General features: G+C 39.3%; 28 protein-coding genes, 1 pseudogene and 1 riboswitch. Of the genes and pseudogenes, 14 read left to right on the forward strand and 15 right to left on the reverse strand.

Going from position 1 to position 22,420, the window contains the following annotated elements:
• The first annotated feature begins 46 nt into the window (after positions 1-46).
• Both ACFO3P_RS02170 and ACFO3P_RS02175 read left to right on the forward strand, forming a co-directional pair.
• Positions 47-1,162 carry an IS4 family transposase gene (locus tag ACFO3P_RS02170; protein WP_193064187.1) on the forward strand — a complete coding sequence of 372 codons (1,116 nt, stop codon included), beginning with the start codon at positions 47-49 and terminating at the stop codon, positions 1,160-1,162.
• 433 nt (positions 1,163-1,595) lie between these two features.
• A complete protein-coding gene (locus ACFO3P_RS02175) occupies positions 1,596-2,693 on the forward strand; it encodes an L-dopachrome tautomerase-related protein (protein WP_289585309.1) in 1,098 nt (365 codons plus the stop codon).
• A 389-nt stretch (positions 2,694-3,082) separates the two neighbouring features.
• Here ACFO3P_RS02175 and ACFO3P_RS02180 read toward each other — a convergent pair whose 3' ends face one another.
• Genes ACFO3P_RS02180 through ACFO3P_RS02200 form a run of 5 tightly spaced genes read right to left on the reverse strand, consistent with a single transcriptional unit; the run spans position 3,083 to position 5,441 of the window.
• Entirely contained in the window at positions 3,083-3,382 is a 300-nt protein-coding gene (locus ACFO3P_RS02180; RefSeq protein WP_042530844.1) for a spore coat protein, read from the reverse strand.
• Positions 3,383-3,399: 17 nt separating this feature from the next.
• A complete protein-coding gene (locus ACFO3P_RS02185) occupies positions 3,400-3,594 on the reverse strand; it encodes a hypothetical protein (RefSeq protein ID WP_042530846.1) in 195 nt (64 codons plus the stop codon).
• 60 nt (positions 3,595-3,654) lie between these two features.
• On the reverse strand, positions 3,655-4,791 hold the full coding sequence (locus tag ACFO3P_RS02190) for a zinc-dependent alcohol dehydrogenase (RefSeq protein WP_042530848.1): 1,137 nt from the start codon (positions 4,789-4,791) through the stop codon (positions 3,655-3,657).
• Positions 4,792-4,809: 18 nt separating this feature from the next.
• A complete protein-coding gene (locus ACFO3P_RS02195; RefSeq protein ID WP_193064189.1) occupies positions 4,810-5,178 on the reverse strand; it encodes a spore coat protein in 369 nt (122 codons plus the stop codon).
• Positions 5,175-5,441 carry a spore gernimation protein GerQ gene (locus ACFO3P_RS02200; RefSeq protein ID WP_193064190.1) on the reverse strand — a complete coding sequence of 89 codons (267 nt, stop codon included), beginning with the start codon at positions 5,439-5,441 and terminating at the stop codon, positions 5,175-5,177. The genes ACFO3P_RS02195 and ACFO3P_RS02200 overlap by 4 nt, the downstream gene beginning before the upstream one ends.
• Before the next feature lie 270 nt (positions 5,442-5,711).
• On the opposite strand from ACFO3P_RS02200, the pseudogene ACFO3P_RS02205 reads away from it, so the two are divergent.
• The 5 genes and pseudogenes from ACFO3P_RS02205 to ACFO3P_RS02225 form a co-directional block, all read left to right on the forward strand.
• A pseudogene (locus tag ACFO3P_RS02205) lies at positions 5,712-6,142 on the forward strand (tyrosine-type recombinase/integrase); the annotation flags it as partial.
• 162 nt (positions 6,143-6,304) lie between these two features.
• Positions 6,305-6,841 (forward strand): ATP-binding protein, encoded by a 537-nt coding sequence (locus ACFO3P_RS02210; RefSeq protein ID WP_193064191.1) that lies wholly within the window; start codon positions 6,305-6,307, stop codon positions 6,839-6,841.
• 233 nt (positions 6,842-7,074) lie between these two features.
• Positions 7,075-7,215, forward strand: coding sequence for a hypothetical protein (locus tag ACFO3P_RS02215; protein WP_354005234.1), 141 nt, complete (start codon positions 7,075-7,077; stop codon positions 7,213-7,215).
• On the forward strand, positions 7,151-7,459 hold the full coding sequence (locus ACFO3P_RS02220) for an alpha/beta hydrolase (protein ID WP_193064236.1): 309 nt from the start codon (positions 7,151-7,153) through the stop codon (positions 7,457-7,459). The genes ACFO3P_RS02215 and ACFO3P_RS02220 overlap by 65 nt, the downstream gene beginning before the upstream one ends.
• Positions 7,460-7,499: 40 nt before the next feature.
• Entirely contained in the window at positions 7,500-7,766 is a 267-nt protein-coding gene (locus ACFO3P_RS02225) for an alpha/beta fold hydrolase (RefSeq protein WP_193064193.1), read from the forward strand.
• Positions 7,767-8,025: 259 nt separating this feature from the next.
• On the opposite strand, the gene ACFO3P_RS02230 is transcribed toward ACFO3P_RS02225, so the two are convergent.
• Positions 8,026-8,595 carry a biotin transporter BioY gene (locus ACFO3P_RS02230; RefSeq protein WP_374705740.1) on the reverse strand — a complete coding sequence of 190 codons (570 nt, stop codon included), beginning with the start codon at positions 8,593-8,595 and terminating at the stop codon, positions 8,026-8,028.
• A gap of 856 nt (positions 8,596-9,451) precedes the next feature.
• Here ACFO3P_RS02230 and ACFO3P_RS02235 point away from each other — a divergent pair.
• Complete coding sequence (locus tag ACFO3P_RS02235) at positions 9,452-10,660, forward strand: MFS transporter (protein ID WP_289585308.1); 1,209 nt, start codon at positions 9,452-9,454, stop codon at positions 10,658-10,660.
• 150 nt (positions 10,661-10,810) lie between these two features.
• Here ACFO3P_RS02235 and ACFO3P_RS02240 read toward each other — a convergent pair whose 3' ends face one another.
• The 4 genes from ACFO3P_RS02240 to ACFO3P_RS02255 all read right to left on the reverse strand — a co-directional run bounded on the left by ACFO3P_RS02240 (position 10,811) and on the right by ACFO3P_RS02255 (position 13,888).
• Complete coding sequence (locus tag ACFO3P_RS02240; protein ID WP_193064195.1) at positions 10,811-11,125, reverse strand: DMT family transporter; 315 nt, start codon at positions 11,123-11,125, stop codon at positions 10,811-10,813.
• Positions 11,125-11,466: a DMT family transporter gene (locus tag ACFO3P_RS02245; protein ID WP_289585307.1), complete on the reverse strand. Its 342-nt coding sequence runs from the start codon at positions 11,464-11,466 to the stop codon at positions 11,125-11,127. The genes ACFO3P_RS02240 and ACFO3P_RS02245 overlap by 1 nt, the downstream gene beginning before the upstream one ends.
• Positions 11,467-11,538: 72 nt before the next feature.
• Positions 11,539-11,635: riboswitch (guanidine-I (ykkC/yxkD leader) on the reverse strand.
• 263 nt (positions 11,636-11,898) lie between these two features.
• Positions 11,899-13,251 (reverse strand): MFS transporter, encoded by a 1,353-nt coding sequence (locus ACFO3P_RS02250; protein WP_193064196.1) that lies wholly within the window; start codon positions 13,249-13,251, stop codon positions 11,899-11,901.
• Positions 13,252-13,528: 277 nt separating this feature from the next.
• Positions 13,529-13,888 carry a winged helix-turn-helix transcriptional regulator gene (locus ACFO3P_RS02255; RefSeq protein WP_193064197.1) on the reverse strand — a complete coding sequence of 120 codons (360 nt, stop codon included), beginning with the start codon at positions 13,886-13,888 and terminating at the stop codon, positions 13,529-13,531.
• A 203-nt stretch (positions 13,889-14,091) separates the two neighbouring features.
• Here ACFO3P_RS02255 and hxlA point away from each other — a divergent pair, with 203 nt between their 5' ends.
• Complete coding sequence (gene hxlA / locus ACFO3P_RS02260; protein ID WP_193064198.1) at positions 14,092-14,724, forward strand: 3-hexulose-6-phosphate synthase; 633 nt, start codon at positions 14,092-14,094, stop codon at positions 14,722-14,724.
• A gap of 7 nt (positions 14,725-14,731) precedes the next feature.
• Positions 14,732-15,289: a 6-phospho-3-hexuloisomerase gene (gene hxlB / locus ACFO3P_RS02265; RefSeq protein WP_193064199.1), complete on the forward strand. Its 558-nt coding sequence runs from the start codon at positions 14,732-14,734 to the stop codon at positions 15,287-15,289.
• A gap of 136 nt (positions 15,290-15,425) precedes the next feature.
• Here the strand turns inward: hxlB and ACFO3P_RS02270 are convergent, their stop codons facing one another.
• From ACFO3P_RS02270 to ACFO3P_RS02290, 5 genes are all read right to left on the reverse strand, one after another.
• Positions 15,426-15,752, reverse strand: a complete 327-nt coding sequence (locus ACFO3P_RS02270) for a branched-chain amino acid transporter permease (RefSeq protein ID WP_193064232.1) — start codon at positions 15,750-15,752, stop codon at positions 15,426-15,428.
• A complete protein-coding gene (locus tag ACFO3P_RS02275) occupies positions 15,752-16,462 on the reverse strand; it encodes an AzlC family ABC transporter permease (protein WP_193064200.1) in 711 nt (236 codons plus the stop codon). The genes ACFO3P_RS02270 and ACFO3P_RS02275 overlap by 1 nt, the downstream gene beginning before the upstream one ends.
• Positions 16,463-16,497: 35 nt before the next feature.
• Positions 16,498-17,052 carry a helix-turn-helix domain-containing protein gene (locus ACFO3P_RS02280; RefSeq protein ID WP_193064201.1) on the reverse strand — a complete coding sequence of 185 codons (555 nt, stop codon included), beginning with the start codon at positions 17,050-17,052 and terminating at the stop codon, positions 16,498-16,500.
• A 145-nt stretch (positions 17,053-17,197) separates the two neighbouring features.
• Positions 17,198-19,795, reverse strand: coding sequence for a bifunctional acetaldehyde-CoA/alcohol dehydrogenase (adhE, locus tag ACFO3P_RS02285; RefSeq protein ID WP_193064202.1), 2,598 nt, complete (start codon positions 19,793-19,795; stop codon positions 17,198-17,200).
• 61 nt (positions 19,796-19,856) lie between these two features.
• Positions 19,857-20,084 carry a hypothetical protein gene (locus ACFO3P_RS02290; RefSeq protein ID WP_042530880.1) on the reverse strand — a complete coding sequence of 76 codons (228 nt, stop codon included), beginning with the start codon at positions 20,082-20,084 and terminating at the stop codon, positions 19,857-19,859.
• Positions 20,085-20,596: 512 nt separating this feature from the next.
• Between ACFO3P_RS02290 and ACFO3P_RS02295 the strand changes: the two genes are divergently transcribed.
• The 4 genes from ACFO3P_RS02295 to ACFO3P_RS02310 all read left to right on the forward strand — a co-directional run bounded on the left by ACFO3P_RS02295 (position 20,597) and on the right by ACFO3P_RS02310 (position 22,397).
• Positions 20,597-21,166 carry a helix-turn-helix domain-containing protein gene (locus ACFO3P_RS02295; RefSeq protein WP_042530882.1) on the forward strand — a complete coding sequence of 190 codons (570 nt, stop codon included), beginning with the start codon at positions 20,597-20,599 and terminating at the stop codon, positions 21,164-21,166.
• A gap of 92 nt (positions 21,167-21,258) precedes the next feature.
• Positions 21,259-21,384 (forward strand): hypothetical protein, encoded by a 126-nt coding sequence (locus ACFO3P_RS02300; RefSeq protein WP_264299295.1) that lies wholly within the window; start codon positions 21,259-21,261, stop codon positions 21,382-21,384.
• 40 nt (positions 21,385-21,424) lie between these two features.
• Entirely contained in the window at positions 21,425-21,745 is a 321-nt protein-coding gene (locus ACFO3P_RS02305; RefSeq protein ID WP_193064233.1) for an antibiotic biosynthesis monooxygenase, read from the forward strand.
• 253 nt (positions 21,746-21,998) lie between these two features.
• On the forward strand, positions 21,999-22,397 hold the full coding sequence (locus ACFO3P_RS02310) for a hypothetical protein (RefSeq protein WP_042530887.1): 399 nt from the start codon (positions 21,999-22,001) through the stop codon (positions 22,395-22,397).
• The last annotated feature ends 23 nt before the right edge of the window (positions 22,398-22,420 follow it).

Here is a 22,420-nt window from a genome sequence, read left to right on the forward strand (position 1 = left end):
TTGGTCAGGTGAATTTCTGTCCAAATCCAATATAAAGGAAACGCTTATGGACAAGAATACACGAAAAAATGCATTTGGTAAATGGATTGCACCAATAAATTTCAAAAAACTTTTCGAACAAGTAACGATTCATCAACAAGATACCTATACAAAAAAACTGACGACAGAAGCCTATTTGAAGGTCATGCTTTATGCGCAGGTTCATGAAACAGAAGGACTACAAGCTCTAAGCGATGCGCTTTTGGATGCTGATTTTCAGAAAGCGAGTGGAATAGAAAGCATTAGTGCTTCCCAGCTTTCCCGTAAAAATAATGAAATCAATCCTTCTATCTTAGCGACGCTATTTTTAGATTTGGTTTACCAGATCAAAAGCTATGAAAACAAAGCCATGAAAGGACTTCCTTTAAAGATTATTGATTCCAGTACGCTGCCCCTTAACCTTACCCGTTATAAGTGGGCTAAGTTTCGAAAAACCAAAGCAGGGGTTAAGTTACATTTGCGATTGGTTTTTATGAACAAGGTTACGGTTTATCCGGAAAAAGCTGCGATAACACCAGCGAAGGAACATGACCGCAATCAATTGGAAGTACTAGTGGATGATAAGCAAGCCATGTATGTCTTTGATCGTGGCTATATGGATTACGAGCGCTTTGACCGAATGACAGACGATGGTTACTTTTTCGTATCCAGACTCAAGAAAAATTCTGTCACCCGGAAAGTATACGCTTTTTCTGTTCCTTCTGACTCCAACGTGCTGTCCGACCAGATGGTTTATATCGGGTCCACGCAAAAACGTTGTGAAAATGTGTTTCGCCTCCTCGAAGTAATGGATACGAAAGGAAATCCATTACGATTAATTACCAATCGGTTTGATTTAGACCCGGAGGAAATAAGCAACATTTATCGATCACGCTGGCAGATAGAATTATTTTTCAAATGGTTGAAACAGCACGTCAAAATCAAGCATTTTTATGGGATGAGTGAAACAGCTATACACAATCAAATCTATCTGGCGCTTATCACCTATTGTTTACATGTACTCATTCAATTAGAAACACAGAGCGAGAAGAAATTACTCCGTATTGTTCGCTGGCTAAAGGCAGCTTTATGGAAACCAGCTTATCTCTGGCTGCGTCGTTTTGAAAAGAAAACGGTCCCTTGATAAAGAAATGAGAATAGGAAACCACAGGAATATTGGCACAAATGTATATATTTACCAAATGGACAGAAGCACCTTTATTAGGTTGTTGATTTTTTGGCGAAAATTACTGAGAACCTTCTTACGGAATATTCTTACTATATTTATACAACGTTAGTGCTAGACAATATATATGTTATTCACTATAAATAAAGTAATAAAAAGTAATAAAAAGTGTTAAAAAGTTGTTTGCTTTCAACACAGAAGTGTATTCCTCTTCAAGAAATGCAATCGGTAATTCTTTTTTGTTTTCCTTACTGACAAGAGAGTTTTTAAATTCATGTGGACTTCCATAAAGTAATTTAGTTGTATTTTTAGTCCATTAAGAACAATGCACTAAAATAAATTTAAATCATATATAGTTGATATCTCGTGCGTAATTTTTGAGGAGGATATCATGAAACCTATGTTACCTATGGAAAAGTATTTCGGTAAGTTAGAACTGGTCCATGAATTTTATGGGGCTATGCCGACAGGCGTTAGTGTATCAGAAACCGGTCGTATTTTCATTTGCTTTCCGAAATGGGGAGACGACGTTAAATTTACAGTGGCGGAAATTGTTGGGGATACTTTGCAGCCTTATCCCAGTTTTAAAGCCAATGTGAGTAATCAAGGTAATATCACAATGTCTTTCATCAGTGTTCAAAGTGTAGTTGCGGATGGAAGGGGAACACTTTGGGTATTAGATACAGCTGCACCGAATTTTTCCGAACCAATTATAGGAGGGGCAAAATTAGTCGCTGTTGATTTAAAAACCAATACAATAAGAAGAGTATATACCTTTACAGAAGATGTCGTCCTGCCAACAACTTACCTGAATGATGTCCGATTTGATTTTCGCGTCGGAAAAGCAGGTTATGCTTATATAACAGATTCATCTTCCAAAGGACCAGGAGCTATTATCGTTTTGGATTTAGGAAGTGGAAATGCGTTCAGACGGTTAAATGGAGCAAATTCAACTTCACCGGACCCTTATTTTTTACCGAAAGTAGAAGGAGAAATTTTGATGAACCGAAACAAAGATGGTTCAACATCTCCATTTAGATTGGCGTCTGATGGTATAGCGATTTCTCCCGATGGAAAAGTTTTATTTTATTGTCCACTTTCCAGCCGGCATTTGTATTCAATCTCAACAGAAGCTCTAAGAGACCGAACGATACCGGGCACCGATTTACCATATCGGGTGGAGTACTGGGGAGAAAAAGGTGCGTCTGATGGAATGATCACTGGTGCAAAGGGTACCATTTATGCCGGAGACTATGAAAACAACAGTATTCGAAAAATATTGCCGAATGGCATAATGGAAACCATCGCTCATGATCCGAGAATTTTATGGCCGGATACTTTTTCAATTGGGCCGGATCAATACTTATATGTAGTTGTGAACCAATTGCATCGGCAGGTAAGGTTTCATTATGGAAAAGACCTGCGACAGAAACCATATAGTTTACTTCGTATGAAAATTGATGAATTCCCTGCTCCTACCTTTTCGTAATAAATATACGGGGCCTGACCCCTGATACGTTAATACGTTAGTGGCAGGAAGCCCGCCCCTTGCTTTTACACCTCCCATTCGTACTCCCCTTTCAACAAAAGCAAATAAATAAAAAGAAAAAGCAAGTGACCTCCCTCACTTTAAAAAGTGAGGGAGGTCACTTGCTTTCGTTAAGATTTAAAGTCTACAGGTGTAAAAATTTTTATTTATATATTCAGCCAAACAACAAGTTCAATATGGAGTAGTAAAGGACAACCACTAGGAACCAGCCCGATTTTTCTACAAACAGCCAATAGTTTCACTTTTTATGACAAGCTAGTTTTGGGTAATGTAAAGATTAAAAAAATCAAGGAACAGTTGATCGTAGATCATATCTGCTCCTTGGTTTTTTAAAGTGTCGGCAGTTTTAAAGCAGTGTCGATATTCTGCAAGTTGAGATCAAGCTGTTCGTTCGTATCAAAGGCATGATACCAGCCCCGTTCCACCATAAAACTAGAGATTTGTTCGTGCAGGTCAAGGGCTTCTTCAAGATGCTTTGTCAGAACTTCTTTGATTTCAGGGGAACCTGTTTCAGTTATGGCCATCGCATAATTTCGAACGCCGCTTTTGGCTGCAATCAGAAGGTCTGTTGCAACTACCTGATCTGTAAGTGCCTTCATGCCTGTTAAATTTTCAGCAATAAAGTTCATCCTTTTTCAACTCCTCATTATTGTTTTGCTTTGGAAAGAATAGCAGAGAATTCCTTGAGTTGACGTGTAGATATTTGCACATCATTCTCCATGATTCTCTTGAGTTTCTCATCTGCAACAAGGGCTTTCATGGTTTTGGACTTAGTCAAACAGTTTGACTTAAAGGCAGCCATTTCCTGGACTTCCAAAACTTCATGTAATACATAATCCATTTCTTCAACCTCCTTTGATTTGACGGGAGTTCATTCTAAACTCCCGCCAGAAAGCTTTGATTATGGTTTCAGTACGACTTTAATGCAATTATCTGTCTTAGTATCAAAAATTTCATAACCACGCTTGGCTTCGCTCAGTGGCAGAACATGGGTAACGACATCACCAAGGTCAATATTGCCGGATGTAGCCAAATCATACATATGTGGCATAAGGTGAATCATTGGGGCTTGTCCCGACCGGATATTGACGTTTCGCTGCATGATATCTCCTAGCGGGAAGCCGTTATATCGGCCGCCGTATACACCTGTGATCTGAATCGTTCCTGCTTTTCGTACAGCCTGGGATGCTATGACCAGGGCACTCATGGCTCCACCTTGTAGCTTAAGGCCGCTAGCCAAAAATTCCATATCCGTCATTTTTCCATCCATCCCAACCGCATCAATGACAATATCAGCGCCTCCTTTGGTAATTTCCTTAAGGTAGCTGCCAACGTTTTCATGGTCTTCAAAATTGACGATTTCCACTTTGTTTGTGCGTTTGGCATGATCCAAACGGTACTTGACATAATCTACTGCTATTACCCGTTTAGCACCCTTCATCCAGGCAAATTTCTGGGCGAATAATCCAACCGGGCCGCAGCCAAGGACAATGACCGTATCTCCGTTTTTAACTCCTGCATTGTCAACGCTCCAAAAGCCGGTGGACATCGCATCAGCAATACAGCTTAATTTCTCATCCGGTTCCTCGCATGATTCAGGAATTTTAAAGTGGGTGAAATTGGCATAAGGAACTCTTAGATACTCAGCCTGCCCGCCAGCAAAACCGCCGGTAGTACCTGAATAACCGAAATAGGCTCCCATATCACCATTGTCATTGGAATTATCGCATTGGCTTTCCAGTTGATTTTTACAATAAATACATTCCCCGCATGCAATATTGAACGGGATGATGACGCGGTCGCCTTTTTTGAGATTTCTCACTTCAGGACCTACTTCTTCAACAATACCCATTGGTTCATGTCCAATGATATAGTCTTCCTGCATGTTCGGGATCATTCCATGGATCAAGTGGAGGTCAGATCCGCAGATGGCGGTACTTGTGATTTTGACTATCATGTCATCCGGCTTTTCAATCTTTGGATCTGGAACTTCTTTCACTTCGACATTCTTGACGCCTTGATAGGTTACTGCTTTCATACTGATTCACCTCCAGTGTTATTGGTCATCCGGTGTCCGGTCAAACATTCCTTTTCTGTTAGAGTCAACAGGGAACAGGTTCATATTTGCAATCATGTTTGTATTCTTCGCAGAGAGCTGATCTAATTGATACTGTTCACTCAGGTCATGAGGATGGAACCATTTTTTCTGGACCATCAGCTCTGTGATTTCCTGGTGCATGGCGATGCCCTGTAAAAGCTGTTTCCTCAAAGCTTCTCTTAATTCGGGAGTGGTGGTTTCTGTTAAAGCAACAGCCGTATTTCTAACACCCTCTTTTGCACGAACGAGAAAATCCAATGCAAATGTCATGTCAGCGAGTTCCGGCATATTCAGTGCATTAATGGGATCTAAATAATCTTGGTTCAATGTACGTTACCCTCCTTATCATCGATAATTGGTGTGGGGCGGCTCTGAGGGACCGGGGTTTCAAATGGTGCGTGTTTATAGATCTGCTGTAATTCAGCAAGATCCAACATGGATTGCTGTACATCTTTTTCCATCAATTCTCTCAGGTCCTGGTCAAAAATAAGACCCTGCATCAATTTCGACTTTGCAACGCATAATGTCTTTAAATTAATCGCTTCATGCAGGTCTAATGACTCGTGTGGTGCCAATTGGTACTTATCCAATGAAACTGACCTCCTTTTTCTTAGTTTTTAGAGAGTTTGTCTTAGGGATTTTCGGAAACCTGGTCTTCAGAGGCATCTTTTTATAAAATAATGTGTCCTGCAGAAGGCGGCCACTTGTTTAAGATACCTGAAGATACCCTTTAATATTCTCCTTAAGAAGGATAGTATACATTTTGTGTAAATAAGGAATTCTGGTGAGGGATGATGAACCGGTTGGTTATCCCGGTAACGAAAAACGGGACAAGATACCCCATGTTTAGAATTATATTTGTTCGGGAAATTGTAAAGCTTAACCGGGAAGACATAAACTTCTTAGCTAACTCTTGTTATTGCTCATGGAAAAGGTGACAAAGAGAGGGAAGTGTATTTTAATACTCGCTGCTCGCTTTGGTTGAAACGGTACTTGGATGAACGGAACGATCAAGAATATTGTCTATTCATAACTGAACGAAAACCCAAACACCGAATGAGTATTGATATGATGCGATACATTTAAAGAGGGTTTCTAAACAGCCGGCATAAAGAAGAGCATTCACCCTCATCAATTGAGACATAGCTATGCTACTCATCTAATTAATAACGGCTCGCCTCAAGAAGTGATCCAAATCCTTTTGGGCATGAGAAAAGTGAGATAACCAACCAAGATATATGCTCAACTTAGTGGGAAGCTGCGCCAGGACTTCTATTGCAAATATTTTTAATGGTAAAGAGTTTCATCCCAATTGGGTGTGAGGCTCTTTGTTCTTGTATCGGGCCATTTTGTGGAAGATCAGACCCATAATTGAAAGGATTGTTTTTGCTGAAATATAATTTTATGAAAAAGTTGGATTTTAATTGATTATAAATCAAATGGAGGGGAAAAATTGAGCGGAAAAATTCATATATTGGGAGCTGCTGGGTCAGGAACTTCGACACTTGGAGATTCATTATCAAAAGTCTTACCTCATAAACATCTTGATACAGATGACTATTTTTGGATATCGAAATTTACCGAACAAAGACAAGTGACTGAAAGAATAAAAGTGCTTAAAAAAGATTTATCATTATATGAAAAATGGATTTTGTCTGGAGCAGTATGTGGCTGGGGTGACGAATTTAAACCCTATTTTGACCTGGTTATATTCTTGTGGATCCCTCAAAATATAAGGCTTCAGAGATTACAACAAAGGGAATTTCAGAGGTATGGAAATGAAATATTAGCTGGTGGCAGTAAATACGACCAATCAAAAGTTTTTTTAGAGTGGGCTTCCTTATACGATAATGCGGGTATGGAAGTTAGAAGTAAAACATTACAAGAACACTGGATGGCAGACTTATCTTGTCCAATATTAAGGATTGAAGGGGATTATTCAGTTGAGGAACAAGTGAATATTGTCTTGAATTATTTAAATTCTAACTAAAACTTTTAAAGTTAAAGGGAAGTATCTTTTAGTACAATAATGATGTCCTTAAACAAACGGGCGCGGTAACCGAATAAATATGTGCCATAATAGTGCCATATAACTGAAGATCAAGATAATATATAATAATTAGTTAGAGGAGGGATAGAAGAGAGACAATACATTTTGATTTGTATGGAGATGCGGATAAACCTTTACTTGTTTTTTTACATGGTGGCGGTGTAAGTGGCTGGATGTGGCTTAAGCAAGTAAAATATTTTAATGATTATAAATGCTTGGTGCCCAATCTTCCGGGACATGGAAAGAGTAGTGGTGGTTACAATTTCTCTATTAAAGATATTGCTGGCAAAATTTCAACAATTATTGAAGGCTGATCAACAGGTAACTGTAATAGGCTTTTCATTAGGTGCTCAAGTTTTAATTTTAATGTTAAGTGAAAACAGTAATCTTATTGACAAAGCTATCATTATAAGTGCTTCAACAAAGCCACTTGCGCTTCCTAGAATCACTGCAAGAGTAGCAACATGGAGCCTTCCGTTAGCTAGAAATAAAATGTTTTCGCGAATGCAAGCAAAATATATGTACTTGAATGATCGGTACTTTAACGATTATTACTAAGAAACATTGGCGATTACAAAAGAAACATTTTTTTAGGGTAATGTTTGAAAATATGTCGTTTTCAATACCAGAAGGATTTGAAACAGCTCGCAGTAGAATTTTAGTTCTAATAGGGAAAAAGGAAAATTCAATTATTAAGAAATCAATGGCAGATATATTAGAAAGAAATGAAAATTGCTTGGGAGTTGTAATATCTGGTGTAGGACATGTACCCCTATATAATCCCACATATTTCAATGAATTAATAGAAGATTGGATTAAAAAAGAAAAGATTCCTAATGATGCAATAAGGTTTAACGCTAGTTAGTATAGTTTTAATTATTTAATTAAACGGCGCTATAACCGAGTAAATATGTGCCGCAATAGGGCTAGATTGTTGAAGAACATGACCTTTTTTTACGACAGTATAGTGAAACCTTTTATGGAAGAAGCCCAGCTAAACTTTTTATGTAAAGGTAGCTGAGCTTTATAACCGGATTATGCAAATAACGCTTTAAATAAGTGCAAATTATCGGTCAAAGTGACACTTTTATGGTGCTTCTATTTTATTCAATTAGTGTTATAACTTATGCAACTTCTTTTGGCATATCTCCAAGCAGTTTTGCTTGTATCAGACGTCTTCTGACAACAATGCCAATCCAGCTGGCTAGAAATGCCTTAATGAATCCTACAGCAAGAAACGGGTATACTCCGGCAGCCAAGGAAGCACTCCATCCAAGATCCAGTACAAGTTTCAATTGAATAGTACCAAAAACCAGTGTTACAAACATTCCCATAATATTTGCGATGACAGCCATTGGGATTGTAAACCTTGTTTTTTCCAAAATGAGACCAGTAACGTACGCTGCGGCTATAAACCCAAAAATATATCCACCTGAAGGGCCTACAAGCACCTGTGGTCCCCCGCTGAATCCAGCGAATACCGGAAGGCCGACCGCTCCAATCGCCATATAGAGCACCATTGCCAATGATCCCTGACGGCTTCCAAGGATAGTTGCTGCAATCCCTACTGCCAGTGTCTGGCCACTGATTGGAATAAGCGGAAGCGGAATTTCCACCTGTGCAAGTATTGCAGTTATAGCGGCAAATATAGCGATCTTAAGCATAATTCTCAGTTTATTACCTTGTCGATTCAATGTAAACGTCCCCTTTCGATTAAAAATTATTTTAATCGAAAGGGGGATTATTGTCAACCTATATAATTAAACGGTTTACAATATTACGTTCTACATATCGATCATTAAAAAGAAGTAGCACTTATTTCAAATTTAAGTTTCAATATGCATTGTTCGTGATAATGAAAAAAATACAGAAGTTGAAGTTCCACCACCTTGATATGATACTTCATCAAAGTTATTCAACTGTTTCTTTCTTGGTATGTTATTATAATTCAATTAATGGTCGCGCCAGCTTAGGAACCTTTATTTGATTTATGCAGCAATCGGGCGCGATTGTTGAGCAACACAGGCAGAAAATAATCAAATATTTTATAAACCAATAGTAAAAGAGTGGTACATATTGTATATGTACAATATCATTTCCCCTATAAAATGAAGAACACATATTGACACAAAAAAAGACCAAACGCACACAAATAATCTCAAGGGGAAAACACAGCTTTCCCATGATTATTAAAGTGTACACTTGATCTTGCCTGCATTATCAGTAACACGTCAAATGTATTCCAGTATGAAGCTTTGCAAATATACTAACACGCTTTCATTTTCGATGCAAGCGATTTTTAAATCTTTTTTTCTGGAAAAAAAGAAGAAATAAATGATGCTTGTGCAAATTTTAATCTTAGGATATGATACTGCATTAGAACTTTGAAAATAGAGATTGTACTGAGAAATCTTTGTTTTAAAGCAGTTAGAAAAGCAGGGGAAACGAATCGGGAAACCGCTAAAAAACAGGAGAAAAAAGGCCTGATTATATGCTGCGTAAACCTAATTCCCCAACATTTCACTGGAAAATAGAAGGAGTAATGAAAAGATGAATAATGCACAAAAAAAGCAGGCATCGTTAATTTTATGGGTTGTTGTCTGTTTCTGGTTCGCGCAATATGTTTACATTCCCTATCAAACGACCTACTTAATTATGGTAAATATTTCTAGTAATCTGGTAGGTATGATTATTGGTGCATATGGCATTTCACAGCTTATGCTCCGGCTGCCAGTAGGTATTTTGGCTGATCTTAGCAGCAATCACAAGCTGTTTATCATACTTGGATCTTTATTTGCGGGCGGCGCCTCGCTAAGCAGGATTTTACTGCCGGCTGATATTGGCTTTTTCCTTGGGAATATTTTATCAGGAACTGCAAGCGCCACCTGGATTTCTTTTATGATTCTTTATATGAGCTTTTTTAACCAAAAGGATCAGATACGCGCCACCAGCAGAATTATTATGGCTAACAATGCCGGCATGCTGCTTGGTTTTGTAACCAGTACGCTTCTCTATGATAAAGTCGGCATGATGATGATTTGTGCCTTCAGTTTAGCTGCAGGACTGATTGGTTTTGCACTCGCTTTCTTTCTTCAATCAACCAAACCATCTCATCACACAAATAACGTTTCCATCAGGGAATTAATAAAGGTGACTGCAAATAAAAGCTTAGTTCTTTTTTCCTTCTTGGCATTAGTGCAGCAGGGTGTGCAAATGTCTACCACCATGTCCTTTACAAACCAGATTGTTCAGGAGCTGGGCGGCTCCAATCTAGTTATTGGTATGTCGTCTATTATTTATATGCTGTCAGCAGTCGTTTTTGCCAGATTGGCTTCGACTAAATTCCTGGCAATGATGTCTATGAAGTTATGGATTTGTTTCAGCTTTCTCTTCCTCGGCATTTACTGTGTACTGGTTCCCCAGACAAATTCTATCTTGCTTGTTTGCCTTTTACAACTGATACCGGGATTAGGTACTGGAATTTTGTTCTCGCTCCTGACCTCCAGTGCTATGCAGTCGATTCCTGACCAAAAGCGTTCTACTGCAATGGGCTTCTTTCAAGCTGTCTATGCGCTGGGAATGACAATTTTTCCAATAATTAGCGGGAGTATTTATGAGCATTTATCCATGAAGCATGCATTTATTTTTTTAGCGGGGACATGCTTTCTGGCTTGTTCAATTTCTTTTATTCACTTTAGAAGACAGGAAAAAAGGGAGAAAGAAGTTAATCAAAAAAGGGAGGTGTATCAACAAATTTAATTGGTTTTAAATTTGTTGATAAAACGAAAGCCTCACTACTTCCTTCTTTGACATTTAAGCAAGCAGTGAGGCTGTATTATTTTAGTTTGAATATAGACTTATTAACCAATAAATCGATATAAGCAGTGATAATAATTTTTTAGAGATGCATTACGAAAATAATTTTAAACCAACTGCCGCGCCTAATACCATGGCGATACATACCATTCGCTTCCAATCCTTTGGTTCATTATAAAAAAGCATTCCTGCTATTGCACCGCCAGAGGCGCCGATACCAGTCCATACCGCATAAGCAGTACCCATAGGCAGGGTTTCCATAGCGTACGAAAGGAAAAAGAAGCTGGCTCCAAAACCGAGAATCAGCAAGACCAATGCCTGCCAATTACGATCTTTATGCAGTTTGTTTATCATCGTTACCCCGACGACTTCGAACAATCCAGCGATAATTAATGAAGTCCAGGCCATTATGATTCAGCTCCTTCTGTCTCTTTGTCTTTCGTTACTAACTTCAAACCAATGACACCAGCTAATAAAATGGCGATCAAAAGAATCTTTATAAATTGAAACGGCTCCCCGAAGAAAGCAATATCTGCAAACGTTGTTCCTGCTGTTCCCAGCCCGACAAAAACAGCATAAACCGTTCCAACAGGAAGCTTTTTCCCAGCCATGATCATTAAATAGAAGCTGAGAATGATTGCGATAATTGTCCCTGTCCAAGTCCAAAAATCATAGGCATGCTTTAATCCAATCACCCAAAAAACTTCAATAACTGCTGCTATAATTACTTGTAACCACACCATATTCATGTAGATAACACCTCCGCGTTTATTCTTTCCAATAAAAAACAAAAAAACCTGGGAGACAACTGTATAAACAGTCTCTCCCAGGCTTTTATCCTTCCGTGGCACAGCTCAAGCTGTGAGTTTTCTCTCGGACCAGACCAATTTGCATTGCGGAACCCTAGAAAACATTCTCATATAATGAAGTTAATTTCCATTATACACAAAGTGCAGGTTTATTCAAGTCTCGTAACGTTCGTAGTGTCACCAAAAAACAAGGAAAAGAAATCAAAAGATATCAGAGGAAGTGCATTTAAAATTGGCATATTACTATTTTTATCAATTACTTCCTAAGCAGAATGATTAAAGAAAGAAGCCTGGACATTCGCTGTGAATGAAGCAGATAAGGTTAAAAACAGCGATCCTCCATTATTTTAAAATAGAGGACTGCTGTTTTTCCTATGCGTCTTTACCCCGCAATTTCCCTGGAAGCTTAAACGCCAGAGCCACAACAACTATACAAAAGACAAAACAAACCATTGCAACGAGATGCAGGTGCTCTGTATCTAAATGACGATTAAATGTTAAGCCAAGCAGGCTGGAGGATAAAATCGACCCCAAATAGCGGCTGGTTTGAAATAAACCGGAAGCGGATCCTGTATCCTCTGGGTCCACATGTTCATAAAGTGCTGTTTGTGCAGAGATATTATTAAATCCGTTACTCATGCCAAGGACAGCCATAATAATAATCAGCCAGATCAAAGGAGAGCCATCATTATATGTTAATAGCAGACCGGTACCGCCTAAAAGCAAGAAAGCACCGATGACCATCGGCAGTTTAGAACCGTATTTATCAATCAGACGGCCGGCTAAGGGCGAAACAATGACACCGAACCCTGCCAGGGACAACATAATTACGCCCGTATGCTGCTCGCTGTATTCACGAACCTGCTGCAGATAAGTTGGAAACCCAAAAAAGAAACAATAATGTATCAGGTTAATACTCATGAATTGTAAGTAAATAAAAGAAACATAGCGATTTTTCGTTAACCCTTTGACATCAATAAAGGGTTCTTCCTGCTTAAGCTCGAAAAAGTAAAAGCCGACCGCAGCAGACAGGAAGAGCAATAACGCCCACCAGCGAATGTTCTGATCCAGCGAAAGCAAGAACAGAATCAATCCTACAATCGCGATAATAAATAGAAGGATGCCGCTGAAATCAATCCGTTTTGCTTCAAATTCTCCTTGTCCTGTATTCGGCAAAATAAAAAGAGCCAGTAAAAAGGATAAAATAATAAACGGAAAATTAATCAGGAAAATGGAATGCCAATCCCAAGAAGCTACTAAAAAACCGCCAATAGAAGGACCAAAAGCAGCAGATGTGGAAGCAAAGATTGATAATACAGCCAATGCTTTTCCTTGTCCTTTTGTAATATGTGTCCGAACCATACTCATGCCGCTGGGGAATAAAGTCGAACTCCCAATCGCCTGCAAGGCACGGCAACCCAATAGAAACGGGTAGTTTGGTGAAAAGGAAGCTAATATCGATGCGGCTGCTACGATAATGAGCCCGGCCATAAACAGCTTTTTCGGACCAAACATATCACTCAATTTGCCCATGACAGGCTGCCCCGCTGCGCTTGCGAGGTAAAAGATAGAAATCAGCCAGGAAGCATCCGCGAAGGTTAATGTAAATTCATTCTGTAATCGTGTTAATGCCACTGAAATCATCGATGAGTTTAATGGATTGAGCAGTGTTCCAAGCCCAATCGTTAAAATGAACAACCATGGTTTACGAATCGTTTCTGTCATTGTATGCATCACCTTATGTATGTAAATTACAGTCGTATTTTCTGCCGAAAAAAGGGCAGTTAAACAAATTTGTCGAACCAATGTGTATTGTCATGGATTGGTTAAGTGTCTATTTGATTATTTTAGTCCTTTTTCGAGTTTATTGCAAAAGGGCTAAAATAATGAAGCGCATAAAAAGCCTTGAACGATTATCGCTGTTCAAGGCTTGGGCATACATTTGCTGTAAATGAAGCGTGATAAAAAATAATTACCACATAGCATGTTAACAAGAATGTATCTATTTCATAGAAGTCTGATCCTCTTTTTCTAACACATTCTCAATATAATCCTTGCCCCATTCATACATCGCATCTAAAATCGGCAACAGCTTTTCGCCGTGCTCTGTAAGAGAATACTCTACTTTGGGCGGAACAACGGGATATACTTCACGGTGAACGATTAAATGGTCTTCCAGCTCGCGTAATTGATTAACAAGCATTCTTTGGGTAATCCCGGGCATCAGCGCCTTTAATTCACCAAAACGTTTTGTCCCTTCCTTGCCCAGATGCCATAAAATCAGCATTTTCCACTTCCCGCCAATGACCGCAAGTGTTAATTCCTTTTCACAATTAAAAGTTCTCTCTCCTAAATTCGGCATTTCCTTCACCTCCGCTTTATTTCAATCAATAGTATACTTTTTAGCACTATATGCGGTAAAAGTGCGTACTTCTCATTTCTAGATATACTCAGTATACTTGATGACATGCTGATGCGTAAATAGGGTTTGAAGCGGTAATACGTGAGCTTTCCTTCTAAAAACCATTTAGCACAATAAATTTAGAAAATGAGGGAGCGAAAATAATGAAATTACAATTAGCGCTAGATCTTGTCGATATTCCAGGAGCAATTGATTTAATAAAAGAGGTAGAAGAGCATGTCGATGTGGTAGAGATTGGAACACCTGTCGTGATTAATGAAGGACTAAAAGCGGTGAAGGAAGTAAAGGCTGCTTTTCCTGACTTAACAGTATTAGCAGACTTAAAAATTATGGATGCGGCTGGATACGAGGTAAGCCAAGCTTCTGCTGCCGGTGCGGATATTATCACCATTCTTGGTGCTGCAGAGGATGAGTCCATTAAAGGCGCTGTAGAAGAAGCGAAAAAGCAGGGCAAACAAATCCTGGTGGATATGATTGCTGTAAAAGATATCGAAACGCGTGCAAAAGAGCTGGATGAACTCGGTGCGGATTATATTTGCGTTCATACAGGATATGATCTGCAAGCTGTAGGGCAAAATTCCTTTGAAGATCTGCACACCATCAAGAGCGTTGTCAAGAATGCAAAAACAGCGATTGCAGGCGGAATCAAATTAGAAACACTTGCTGAAGTCGTGAAGCATCAGCCAGATTTAGTTATCGTAGGCGGAGGAATCACAAGTAAAGAAGATAAAAAAGCTGCTGCAAGCGAAATGAAAGAATTAATGTTGCAAGGGTAATGTAAAGATGAAAACAACCCAATATTTAACCAACATTGTTCAAGAACTTAGTCAAACAGCAGAACTTATTTCTGATTTAGAAACGGAGAAATTAGTAAATCAGATATTAGCATCCGAGAAGGTTTTTGTGGCTGGTGCAGGAAGATCCGGATTCATGGCGAAATCCCTTGTCATGCGAATGATGCATATGGGTCTGGAAGCATATGCAGTAGGGGAGACGGTAACGGCTAATTTAGAGAAGGATGATTTATTAATCATCGGATCAGGCTCAGGGGAAACGAAAACATTAGGAGCTATTGCTGAGAAAGCAAAAAGCCTTGGAGGAATTGTTGCGGCTGTAACCATTTCTCCTCAATCCACTATTGGTGAGTTAGCTGATATTACGATTGAATTACCAGGGGTAACGAAAGATCAGTCTGAAGGCGATTATAAGACGATTCAGCCGATGGGCTCTCTTTTTGAACAAACATCCTTATTATTTTATGATGCCTTGATTCTGCGCTGTATGGAGAAAAAAGGGTTGGATTCACATAAGATGTATGGTAAGCATGCTAACCTTGAATAAAGCAGAACAAAAATAATAGAGGATATGCAGTGAAACGCTATTTGTGATGTGTGCTTACTGCCTATCCTCTATAAGTAATTAAAATGCGAATATAATCAAGCAGAAGGTATGTTTACTTAACCCTCGTTTTCTCACATCAAAAAACAACCTGTACCAAAACCATATAAAATATGGTCCCGCCCGCAATAGACAGCAGCATGCTCCGCTTCCAATAGTGCAGGCCAATAATTAACCCAATTGCCAGAAGCTCTGGCAGGAAGCCTTCTAATGATGTAACCTGCACATCTTTTAAGGAATAAACAACCAATAATCCAAATACAGCTGGCGGTAAGACGTATCCTAAGTATTTAATATATTTTGGCGTAGGCTTATCTGCTTTAAAAATTATAAACGGCAGGAATCTCGTTAACAAGGTGCCTGCAACTACACAAGCAATCATAATGATTTGCTGGGTGATTGACATCATGATGAAATCACCTCATTTTTTGTAATGAACTTTTTAATGATGCTCAGAAAAATCAAGATGATAAGCATGGCAGGAATTATAAAGTTTTCTGTGCCAAATAGAATTAAACATAAAACGGAAGCGGCTATCCCGATGAGGGAGCTGATATGATTGCGCTCTTTCATCCACTGGTCTAAAAAGATAACCACGAACAAGGCCGTCATCACGAATTCCAGACCATCCGTATTAAAGGTAATCAGCGAACTGAATAAACTGCCGACAGTGGCGCCGCTGACCCAATAGATTTGATTTAATAAGGTGACATAGAACATAAACCATCCGCTATTTATATCCGAAGGTGTGCGGGCGGTATTGTTAATAACAAAGGATTCGTCACACATCCCATAGATGAGATACATTTTTTTCTTGCCGGTTCCTTTGAACTTATCTAACATAGAGATACCATAGAAAAGGTGTCTGGCATTAATCATTAGCGTTAATAGAAATGCACTGAATGGGTTAAATGCCCCTAATAGCAGACTTCCGGCTACAAATTCCATGGAACCGGCGAAAATAAGAACACTCATGAGGATGGCATAGATTGGCGGAAACCCTAAAGAATGCATGTAAACGCCATAAGCAATGCCTAAAAAAGTAAACCCTGCCAGTATCGGCAACGTTTTTGGGAAGGCATATTTCAACGTAGATAGATGTTCATTTAAAGACATATTTCATTCACTCGCTTTCAAACAATGGAAACTATTTATTTTGCATAATAGATTAAAACAAGAAGGTGAAGTATCTTGTCACCGATATTTCTGTAGATATGGGTTTGATTCCCGTTAAAAATAATTGCTTCTCCTTCTTCAATTTTTTCGACAGTACCGTCAATATCCATTTCTAATTGACCCTCTTGTACAAATACGTGCTCTTCCACACCTGGATTGTGAGGAGATGATTTATGTTCATTTTCAGGGTCCAGCTCAACCATAAAAACTTCAAATTGCTTTTCCGGGGAAAATGGTACAGCTGCATGGACTCTATAATGGTTTTCTGCTTCGGTAACCAAATATCTGTCTTGTTTTTTAATCACTCTAATCGGATTTGTCTGTTGACTGATCAGAGATGAAAAGGATACTTTCAGACCATTGGCAATTTTCCAGAGTGTGGTTACTGTTGGGACAGAGTCTCCGCGCTCGATTTGTGCAAGCATGGCTTTACTTACTTCAGTGAGTTTCGCCGTTTTATCTAAACTTAAGCCCCGTTCTTTGCGGATGGTTTGCAGGTTTTTACTGATATACGCTGTGATTTCCTTCATCGCCTTCCTCCTTCATAAATTCTTCTGTTTTATTTAGAAAATCATTATCTAATAATATAACATACTTTTAGATGTTATAACACACGAAAAAAACGGCATAGCTCTATTCGCTATACCGTTCTTATGCTTTATCTATTGCTATGAACTATCCCTTATACGCCTGGCGGTAAACCTCAGCCAATTCCGTTACAAGCGGCAATTTAGGATTCGCTGTGGTACATTGATCCTCGAAGGCACGGTCGGCAAGGTCATCTGCCTGCGCTTCAAATTCTTTGGCATCGACACCATTTTCCGCGATGCTCATCGGAATATTTAATTCTTCTGCTAATTGGTAGATGGCCTGCACAAGACTTTCTACTCCCTGTTTTGTTGTTGCTGCTGGCAGCCCTAATACACGTGCAATCTCTGCATAGCGTTTGTCAGCGATAAAATGCTCATATTTAGGGAATGAAACGAATTTTGTCGGTTTCTTGGCATTATATCGAATCACGTGCGGCAAGAGAATAGCATTGGCGCGGCCATGTGCAATATGGAATTGGGCTCCTAATTTATGGGCCAGGCTGTGGTTGATTCCTAAGAACGCATTGGCGAATGCCATACCGGCTATCGTAGAAGCATTATGCATTTTTTCTCTTGCTAAAGCGTTACTGCCATCATGGTACGCTTGAGGCAGGTATTCAAACACCAGCTGAATCGCTTTGATTGCCAGTCCGTCCGTATAGTCATTAGCCATATTTGAAACATAAGCTTCAATCGCATGGGTCAATACGTCCATTCCGGTATCTGCTGTAACCGTTTTTGGCACCGTCATGACAAATTGCGGGTCAATAATCGCTACATCCGGTGTTAATTCATAATCTGCTAATGGATATTTTGTATTGGTCTCTTTATCGGTAATTACTGAGAAGGAAGTCACCTCAGAGCCTGTTCCGGATGTAGTCGGAATCGCGACAAACTGTGCCTGCTGACCCAGCTTCGGATATTGATAGACGCGTTTACGAATATCCATAAACTTTTGCTTTAACCCATTAAATTCTGTGTCTGGATGTTCATGGAACAGCCACATTCCTTTAGCTGCATCCATTGCTGACCCGCCTCCAAGTGCAATAATGACATCTGGGTGAAAGGCATCGATTGCTGCTGCGCCGCGCATGACGGTATCCTTTGATGGGTCTGCTTCTACATCAGAGAAGATTTCACAGTGAACATAATCCGGGCGTCTGCGCAGATAATAGAGCACCTTGTCAACATAGCCTAATTCCACCATCATCGGATCGGTAACGATAAAAGCTTTAGATATATTTGGCATTTTCGCCAGATATTGAACCGCATTTTTTTCGAAATAGATTTTAGGAGGTACCTTGAACCATTGCATATTTACATTCCTTCTCGCCATTTTTTTAATGTTCATTAAATGCATTGCCCCTACATTGGAGGAAACAGAGTTGCCGCCGTATGAGCCGCAGCCAAGTGTCAGTGATGGCATATAAGCATTATAGATATCGCCAATCGCTCCGTGAGAAGATGGGGCATTTAAGATGATTCGTCCTGCTTTCATCCTTTTACCGAAAGCATCCTGTATCTCTTGATTATCTGAATGAAGTACGGCAGAATGTCCCAAACCTCCAAATTCCAGCATTTCCTCCGCGCGCTGCAGCCCTTCTTCGGTGCCGTTTACTTTATAAGCAGCTAAGACGGGGCTCAGCTTCTCGCGGGAAAGCGGATGCTCGGCTCCCACACCGGTTAATTCAGCAACAAGTATTTTCGTATCCTGAGGAACTTGAATACCAGCCATCTCAGCAATTTTCGATGCTTTCATACCAACAATAACAGAGTTCACGGCACAGGTGTCCGCATTAATGACCAGCTTTTCTACCTTTGCTTTTTCCTCTTTGTTTAAGAAATATACGTTGTTATCTATCATTTCCTGTTTTACCTGCTCATAGATTTCTTTATCGACGATGATTGCTTGTTCAGAGGCACAAATCATGCCGTTATCAAAGGATTTAGATAGAATGACATCATTAACTGCACGTTTCACATTGACTGACTTTTCGATATAGCAGGGAACATTGCCGGCTCCTACGCCTAATGCCGGTTTTCCGGAGCTGTATGCCGATTTCACCATTCCCGGTCCTCCAGTTGCCAGAATGGTTGCGACGCCGTTATGCTTCATGAGTGCCTGCGTTGCTTTAATAGACGGCTTTTCAATCCACTGAATACAATTTCTTGGCGCCCCGGCTTTAACAGCTGCTTCATGGACAACTCTTGCCGCTTCCGAGCTGCATTTTTGGGCAGATGGATGAAAGGCAAAGATGATCGGGTTTCCTGTTTTAATAGATATAATAGATTTAAATAAGGTGGTAGAAGTCGGGTTCGTTACAGGCGTTACACCGGCTATCACACCAATTGGTTCAGCTATTTCAATCATGCCCTCCTGCTCATCTTTGCTGATGACACCAATCGTTTTATCATACTTGATATTATGATAGACATATTCGGTGGCGAAGATATTTTTGATGATCTTATCCTCATAGACGCCGCGGCCGGTTTCCTCGACAGCTAATTTTGCGAGCTCCATGTGCTGATCTAATCCTGCAAGCGCCATTTCCTTTACAATGTTATCGATTTGCTCCTGATTTAACTGCCGCATTTCGGTTAATGCTGTCTGAGCGTTCTGGACCAGCTTATCAATACTTTCCTCAACGGTTACTTCCTGTTTCATCTGCTCTTTTGTAATCATGTTAAAAGCTCCTTTATATTAGTTTGTGAAACATTGAGCATGATATTCCAAAAAAATAAAACTACATTGTTGACGGGTGACGGGGGACTTTGACAAAAGCTATATCTTTAATGAGACATGTATTCGGTTTGATAACGACGGTATAATGCTTCGTCCAAATATAATTTGGTATGTCATGACCTTCTTCCAGACACATCGCTTCAAAAGTGTCGCCGATATGCTGTTCAAAGATTTCTTGTGAGTACGATTCAGCATCCGTGTTAAACTCTTTCCATTCATTTAGAATCATTTTTATCACCCCTTTGTTTTTTCTGATTTAAGCATAGCATTTTTCGGCGTATTTGTGATAAAAAAACCTGTTACATATTTGTGTAATTTTTCACAAACTCACTTTAACCTTGTCAGGTTGCGTGATGAGAGGTGTTTTATGTTAGGATTTCTGTTTTAAAGGAGGGGGTTTTATATCATCTCGCAGCTGTTACTTCCATAAATCGCCATACTTTGTTCTATTGTGCTTTGGGAAATGATATATTTCTTTTTATTTTGAATATGGTAGAATGATGCGGTATATCCATTTGCATATGGAGTCTTACCATCCGTTAAACTAATACATGTGACTTTTTTCGACATTATTTCCCCGGAAATATTCTTAGATGTGATTTTTACTGCATAATGATATAAATAAAACCCATGCACAACGATTTTGGCATGGGAAATTTCACGATTTGTGTTGAATGCACCATTGTTTTGGCGGTGAGAACCAAGGAGACTTGTTAATTTACATACAGGAGGTACCGTTTCATGGAAATAGGCAAACAAATTCAATACTACAGGAAGCGAGATGGGTTAACTCAAGAAGATTTAGCTGAAAAAGTCTACGTAAGTCGTAATTCGGTGTCAAATTGGGAAAGGGGGAATAATTACCCGGATATTGAAATGCTGTTGCGAATGAGTATTCTTTTTGATGTAACAATTGATCATTTGGTGAAAGGAGATGTCAAAGAAATGAAAAATGAGATTCATTTAATGCGGTTTAATCAATGGAGTACAATAATGCTCATTTCTTTTGGTGCGCTGGCTTTGTTGATCATCCCCAGTTTCCGTTATTTCGATATGTATGGTTTTCTTGTGCTGCTTCCTTTTGCAGGAGCTGGCCTTTATGCAGGTTATCGAACAGAAAAGTATAAAAAAAGTATCATTCATAACCATAACTTAAAAACATATGAGCAAATTCTAAATTATATTGAAAGTGACGGAGAAAACATGGATGCGGAATATAAGTATCATCGCCCTAAACATAGTATATCGATATCTATATTTTGCATTGCCTATTTCTTGCTGCTTTATCTATCTGTTAAGTTATTTTTATGAAAATATTTCCGTGATAAATCAAGTAGCAGCTGTTTCAGAGCTGCTAAGTTTTTTCATCAGTTTAATGTATAGCCAGAATGAACGGTATACAAATGACATTTGTTCATGATATTGTTGAAAGTCAGCAAAGTGCGCTTCATGCAAGAGTTCCGCATGGCATCTCGCTCATTCAGCATGCGGAAATGGGTGGAAAACAAGCAGGGGCGGTATTAGAATAGATACAAGGATGATTATCCAAATCAAAGGAGGCTGTGAACGATGATTAAAGTTGTAAATACATTACGCGTCAAAAAAGGAAAAGTAAATGAGGTCGCAGCGTTATTCAGCAAGGCGAAATCGGTGCATACCTTTAATGGATTTGTATTCATGGAGGTACTGATAAAAGAGAACACAGAGGAATATGATGAGCTGCAGGTCTGCACAACATGGGAAGATCACGCTTCTTTTGAAGTTTGGAGAGAAAGCAGAGAAACTAGAAAAGCCCATGAATCACAGGACAAACAAGAAAAAGAGAACAATCTAATTCTTGGTTCGGAAATATCTACATTTGAAATATTTGTCCAGCACCACCCAGCATAATTTCATTAGCATTGCTTCATAATACATGAAAATCCCGCTTTCCTTTATTGGAAAGCGGGATTTTTGCGGTTATCGACTTTCTTTTCTTTCATTAACTAGACGTTTCCCTGCAGTTTAAGAAAAATTTAATAAATGCTTTAGAAATTAATAATAGACGGGCTGTAATATCTATTCTATCGAATGATGCAGAAGACAACTAAACGGGGAGCGTGAAAGCAAGCCGAAAATATATTTGGAAAGGGAATGACTGTAAATGACAACTAACCAAGCAAAGCAGCAAACTAGAACACTTATTTTAGGATTAGGTGTGTTAGCACTTATCAGACCATTGATGAAAATAACCGGATTGATCCATATCTTTGGCAGTGAAGCGATAGGAAGTATTGCGATGATAATCCTAATCTCCATAGCCTGGATTCTGATTGTTATCAAGAAAAGAGTATCTAATCCAATTCCAGTGCTTGTTTTAGCAGGCGTCAGCTACGCAGCTTTTGCAATTATCCTAAGCGGTATCCTGTCGCCTGTTCTTGACGGCGGATTACAGGGGCCATTGACAAATCCAATTGCATTGGTCAGTGTTTTTATTACTAATATTGTTTGGGGATTTGTACTGGGTGTCATTGCTGCAGCAATACCATATAAAAAGGGATAGTTGTTTTGGAAAACGCGTTTTTC

The organism is Oceanobacillus aidingensis (assembly GCF_042654105.1).
In the GTDB taxonomy this organism is placed as follows: Bacteria; Bacillota; Bacilli; order Bacillales; family Amphibacillaceae; genus Oceanobacillus; species Oceanobacillus oncorhynchi.